The organism is Parasphingorhabdus sp., from assembly GCF_049667325.1.
GTDB lineage: Bacteria > Pseudomonadota > Alphaproteobacteria > Sphingomonadales > Sphingomonadaceae > Parasphingorhabdus.
Genome location: NZ_JBATHY010000040.1, coordinates 1 through 4,772 on the forward strand (window position 1 = coordinate 1; position 4,772 = coordinate 4,772).

At 58.8% G+C, this 4,772-nt stretch carries 7 protein-coding genes; 2 read left to right on the forward strand and 5 right to left on the reverse strand.

Annotated features, from left to right (window positions below):
• Positions 1 to 102: 102 nt before the first annotated feature.
• The 5 genes from queA to WBM93_RS01925 all read right to left on the reverse strand — a co-directional run bounded on the left by queA (position 103) and on the right by WBM93_RS01925 (position 3,549).
• Positions 103 to 1,128 carry a tRNA preQ1(34) S-adenosylmethionine ribosyltransferase-isomerase QueA gene (queA, locus tag WBM93_RS01905; protein WP_424427607.1) on the reverse strand — a complete coding sequence of 342 codons (1,026 nt, stop codon included), beginning with the start codon at positions 1,126 to 1,128 and terminating at the stop codon, positions 103 to 105.
• A gap of 8 nt (positions 1,129 to 1,136) precedes the next feature.
• Positions 1,137 to 1,787 (reverse strand): peptidylprolyl isomerase, encoded by a 651-nt coding sequence (locus WBM93_RS01910; protein WP_424427609.1) that lies wholly within the window; start codon positions 1,785 to 1,787, stop codon positions 1,137 to 1,139.
• An 86-nt stretch (positions 1,788 to 1,873) separates the two neighbouring features.
• Positions 1,874 to 2,377, reverse strand: a complete 504-nt coding sequence (coaD, locus tag WBM93_RS01915; RefSeq protein WP_424427611.1) for a pantetheine-phosphate adenylyltransferase — start codon at positions 2,375 to 2,377, stop codon at positions 1,874 to 1,876.
• A 16-nt stretch (positions 2,378 to 2,393) separates the two neighbouring features.
• Positions 2,394 to 3,260: a polyprenyl synthetase family protein gene (locus WBM93_RS01920; RefSeq protein WP_424427618.1), complete on the reverse strand. Its 867-nt coding sequence runs from the start codon at positions 3,258 to 3,260 to the stop codon at positions 2,394 to 2,396.
• A gap of 40 nt (positions 3,261 to 3,300) precedes the next feature.
• Positions 3,301 to 3,549 carry an exodeoxyribonuclease VII small subunit gene (locus tag WBM93_RS01925; RefSeq protein ID WP_424427613.1) on the reverse strand — a complete coding sequence of 83 codons (249 nt, stop codon included), beginning with the start codon at positions 3,547 to 3,549 and terminating at the stop codon, positions 3,301 to 3,303.
• Between the two features lie 101 nt (positions 3,550 to 3,650).
• On the opposite strand from WBM93_RS01925, the gene WBM93_RS01930 reads away from it, so the two are divergent.
• The gene (locus tag WBM93_RS01930; RefSeq protein ID WP_424427615.1) at positions 3,651 to 4,310 is read left to right on the forward strand and encodes a hypothetical protein; all 660 of its coding nucleotides are present in this window, start codon (positions 3,651 to 3,653) and stop codon (positions 4,308 to 4,310) included.
• A gap of 14 nt (positions 4,311 to 4,324) precedes the next feature.
• The gene (locus WBM93_RS01935) at positions 4,325 to 4,732 is read left to right on the forward strand and encodes a DUF2177 family protein (protein WP_424427617.1); all 408 of its coding nucleotides are present in this window, start codon (positions 4,325 to 4,327) and stop codon (positions 4,730 to 4,732) included.
• The last annotated feature ends 40 nt before the right edge of the window (positions 4,733 to 4,772 follow it).

Sequence of the window (4,772 nt, forward strand, 5' to 3'; positions counted from 1 at the left end):
ACAACGACCCTCCGGTTGCTCCAGCAACGGCTCCTGCCGAAGGCTAGACCAGATGCAAAAGATATTGGGAAAGGGCGGTTCGATTGGGCCGCCCTTTTCTATTCAGGGAAGCAACAGACTCGAATCCACATAGCTGTAAAACCGGAAACCCTCGGCAATCGCATGGGCATAAGCCGCTTGCATCGTCTCCAGCCCCATCAGCGCGCTGACCAGCATGAACAGGGTGGATTTGGGCAGGTGGAAATTGGTCATCAGGCCGTCGATCGCGCGGAACCTGTAGCCGGGGGTGATGAAAATATCGGTGTCACCTTCGAACGGACGGATGACCCCGTCTTTCCCCGTCGCGCTTTCCAGAAGACGCAGGCTGGTTGTGCCAACCGCGATCACCCGGCCTCCCGCCTTTCGCGCAGCATTCAGGCGGTCTGAGGTTGCAGCGTCAATTCGACCCCACTCGCTGTGCATCTGGTGGTCGTCGGTTTCGTCGACCTTGACCGGCAGGAACGTCCCCGCCCCGACATGCAGGGTCAATATTTCGCTGCTCACGCCGGCCTGGGTCAGCGCGGCCAACAGACCGTCTGTGAAATGCAGCGCTGCTGTTGGCGCAGCCACGGCGCCCTTTTCGCGGGCAAACATCGTCTGATAATCATCAACGTCGCGCTCGTCGATTGCCCGCTTGCTGGCAATATAAGGCGGCAGCGGCATGGTCCCGGCGCGCTCGAGAAGCAATTCGACCGGCTCATCGCCCAGAAAGTGCAAAATGAAACTGCCGTCATCGAGCTTTGCTTCTGCTTGCGCCGAGACATTCATCCCGAAATTGACCGTCTCTCCGACGCGCAGGCGCTTGGCATTGCGTACGAACGCTTGCCACCGTCGGAGGTCCACACGCTTGTGCAGCGTAGTTCCGATCGTGGCCTCGCCGCGCGTCCCTTGCAATTGCGCGGGAATGACCTTGGTATCGTTGAAGACCAGAACGTCCTTTGGCCCCAGCAATTGCGGCAGTTCGCTAACGACATGGTCGGATATCTTCTTGCCGTCGACTCTCAGCAGTTTCGCGCTGTCGCGCGGAACCGCAGGTCGCAACGCAATGCAGTCCTGTGGCAGCGCAAAGTCGAAAAGATCAACGCGCACGGGCCGGACTAGGGATTCAACGGCGCGTTCAGGTCATCCAGCGTGATCGGCGCTTCGGACATATTGGGCCGCGCACCCGGCAGAACCGGCGGCTTGTTGTCTGCAGCCACCGATGCCTGCAATATGCGACTCGGATTCAGGGGCGGCTCGCCACGTTCTATCGTATCGGCATATTCCATACCCGAGGTGACCCGGCCGAAAACAGTATATTTGCCGTCGAGGGAAAAACGGGGATAGAAGACGATGAAGAACTGGCTGTTGGCGCTGTCTTCGCTCTCCGCCCGGGCCATCGAGACGACGCCCCGAACATGCGGGAACCGGCCAAATTCCGCTTTCAGATCGGGCAGTTCAGAGCTGCCGGTGCCGGTTCCTGTAGGATCGCCGGTCTGTGCCATGAATCCTTCAATCACGCGGTGAAAAACGATGCCGTCGTAGAAGCCCTGGCGCGCCAGCGTCTTGATCCGCTCGACATGATTGGGCGCCATCGCCGGGAACAGCTGAATCGTGACCCGGCCACCGGTCGACAGGTCAAGATGCAGGATATTCTCTGCAGCAGGGACCGATGCGGGAGCCGGTGTCTGTTCTTGGGCTTCCTGCGCATGTGCGGCAGCGGAAACTAGAAACAGAGCGGAAATGGTCAGAAAAAAATTACGCAGCATGTCATACTCATTTGGCAAAGCGGGATGGGAAAGCAACTAGCCTTTGGACGATTATAGCTGTCTCTGCAATGAATTGCTGGTGAACGCTATTGATCTCCCTTGAGGCCGATCCTGAGCACCCTTGCGGTAATTTCATCGGCCACCGGCGGAGTGACGAACTTGTGAATCTCGCCGCCGAACATCGCAATTTCCTTGACCAGACGCGAGGCGATCGGCTGCAACGAGACATCGGCCATCAGAAACACCGTTTCAATATCATCATTCAGCTGCTGGTTCATGCCCGCCATCTGATATTCATATTCAAAGTCGGCCACGGCACGCAGTCCGCGAACGATCACACTGGCACCGCGCTTTTCTGCAAATTTCATCAGCAGCATATTGAACCCGACCACTTCGACACCATCGCCCAGATCGGCCGTTTCCCGGCGCACCATTTCCAGCCGCTCCTCGTCCGAAAACATCGGTGATTTCGAAGGGTTGGTGGTGACACCGATCACCAGCTTGTCGACCAGAGCCATCCCGCGCTTGATGATATCCATATGGCCCAGTGTGATGGGGTCAAAAGTCCCCGGATAAACGCCGATTCTCATATCCCGTCCCCTCCGCCTAGCGGTCCCTTGCGATCGTATATTCGGCGATGGCGCGCAGCAAATCCGCTTCTCCGCCATAGCCGCTTAAATGTGATTTGGCCTGATCGACCAGCATCTGTGCCTGCTCTTTTGCCCGGCCCAGCCCCATCAGGCTCAGAAAGGTTTCCTTGCCGGCCTTGGCATCCTTGTGCAGCGCCTTGCCGGCCTTTTCCTCGTCGCCCTCGACGTCCAGGATATCGTCGGCAATCTGGAAAGCGAGGCCCAGATCATGGGCGTAGCCACGCAAGCTCGTGCGGCCCTCGTTGGACACCCGGCCCAATATCGCACCGATTTCAACGCAGGCGGTGATCAGGGCACCGGTTTTCAACTGCTGGAGTCTGGTCACGGTCTGCAGATCGAAAGAGGAGTTTTCTGCGACCAGATCCATCATCTGGCCGCCCGCCATGCCCGCAGGCCCCGCCGCTTTGGCTAGGCAGGCGGTCATCTCGGCGCGCACAAAAGGATCACGATGGGTCCGTTCGTCTGCCAGCAATCCGAAGGCCAGAGCGTGCAGAGCATCCCCAGCCAACACCGCGGTTGCCTCGCCATAGGCGATATGGGTGGTCGGCTTGCCCCGCCGCAGATCATCATCATCCATGCAAGGCAGATCATCGTGGACCAGCGAATAGACGTGCAGCGCCTCGACCGCGGTGGCTGCCCGGATCGCGCAGGATTCGTCGACATTGAAAAGTCCGGAAGTGGCCATCACAAGCAAGGGTCTCAGCCGTTTGCCGCCGCCAATCGCGGCGTGTCGCATCGCTTCATACAACTCGCTCCGCGGATCGTCCGGGACCTGCAATAGCGTCTCAAACTGTCGGTCGACAGCGGCAGCGACCCGCGCCATTTCCTTCGAAAGATCCGAATTATTGTTGGCGGCCACCGATTCAGTCCGCGTCAAACGGGACAGTGGCTTGCGGCTTGCCATCCCGATCGAGAGTGATCTTCTCGATCTTGGCCTGTGCGGCTTCCAGTCGTTGCTGGCAGAGACCGCGCAGTTTCTCGCCTTCGCTATATAGTGCAATCGACTGGTCGAGCGGCACGTCGCCATTTTCAAGTTTGCGGACAATATCCTCGAGGCGCTTCAGCGCGTCCTCGAAGTTCAGCTGTGAGAGGTCTTCTTTGGTTTCGCTCATGGCGAAATTCAATGACGGTGCTTTGGGTCGCGGTCAAGGGCTTGGACTTCACTATCGTCAAGTTCCGGTGTAGCGCTCAAGAAAAGGGATGGGAGAAAAATATGTTCATCGGTCATTTTGCGCCAGCGATGGTCGCGGCAACCCATCCCAAGGCGCCGGGGCTTGGCACCCTTTTTGTCGCCGGACAGCTCCTGGATTTCGGCTTTTTCGGTCTCGCGCTGGTCGGCATCGAAAATTTTCGGATTACGCCCGGAATCACCAGGATGGTGCCGCTGGACCTTTATGACATGCCCTATACCCATAGCCTGCTGGGGAGCGGCATCTGGGCCGCGGGATTTGCGCTGCTGATCTGGCTGTTCACCCGCAACCGGACCGGCGCGCTGATCGGCGGAGCGGTGGTCCTGTCGCACTGGTTTCTCGATCTGCTGGTCCATGCGCCGGACCTGACACTGGCGGGCTCACCGCCAAAGATGGGCTTTGGGCTTTGGAATTACCCGGTGGTCGAGATGCCGCTGGAGCTCGCGATCACATTTGGCGCACTGGCGTTCTTCATCATCAAAACCCGCGCCATCTCGGGCACGTCAAAATATGCCCTTGGCCTTTTGGCCGTATTGCTGATGGTCTTGCAATCGGTCAACTGGTTCGGACCCGAACCGGTGGTGGCGGATGCAGCGATGAAATGGACCGGCTTGCTCGCCTTTTCAGTCGCTGCCCTCGCCGCCTGGTGGGCGGGCGGAACACGCCGATTGAAACAGCCATGACAACAGGATCGACCATGACCCAATATATTGCCGCTTATGCCATCGCCGCCGTCATTTTCGGTGTGCTCGACGCCATCTGGCTGAGCAATGCCGCGCCTTCGCTCTACCGTCCGATCATTGGCGATATCATGGCCGACCAGTTCCGTCTGGCGCCGGCGCTGACTTTTTATGCGCTCTATCTGGTCGGGATGATGTGGTTTGCGGTGCGGCCCGCTTTTATCGACGGACAGTGGACGACCGCCCTGCTCAATGGCGCCCTGCTCGGCTTTTTCTGCTACGCAACCTTCGATCTGACCAGCCAGGCGGTGCTCAAGACCTGGTCGACCAAGCTGACCATCATCGACATGATCTGGGGAACCTTCGCGACCGGCACGACGTCGGCGGTCACCGCGATGCTGGTGCTGCGTTTCGTGAAAGGCTGACTCTACCCCGCGATTTGCTCTTCGATCTGGCCCAGCCGTT

Bases quoted from the DNA above. Each gene is read 5' to 3' on its own strand.
- WBM93_RS01930 (WP_424427615.1), top strand. From the start codon at position 3,651: ATGTTCATCGGTCATTTTGCGCCAGCGATGGTCGCGGCAACCCATCCC.
- coaD (WP_424427611.1), bottom strand. From the start codon at position 2,377: ATGAGAATCGGCGTTTATCCGGGGACTTTTGACCCCATCACACTGGGC.
- WBM93_RS01935 (WP_424427617.1), top strand. From the start codon at position 4,325: ATGACCCAATATATTGCCGCTTATGCCATCGCCGCCGTCATTTTCGGT.
- WBM93_RS01920 (WP_424427618.1), bottom strand. From the start codon at position 3,260: ATGGCGCGGGTCGCTGCCGCTGTCGACCGACAGTTTGAGACGCTATTG.
- WBM93_RS01925 (WP_424427613.1), bottom strand. From the start codon at position 3,549: ATGAGCGAAACCAAAGAAGACCTCTCACAGCTGAACTTCGAGGACGCG.
- WBM93_RS01910 (WP_424427609.1), bottom strand. From the start codon at position 1,787: ATGCTGCGTAATTTTTTTCTGACCATTTCCGCTCTGTTTCTAGTTTCC.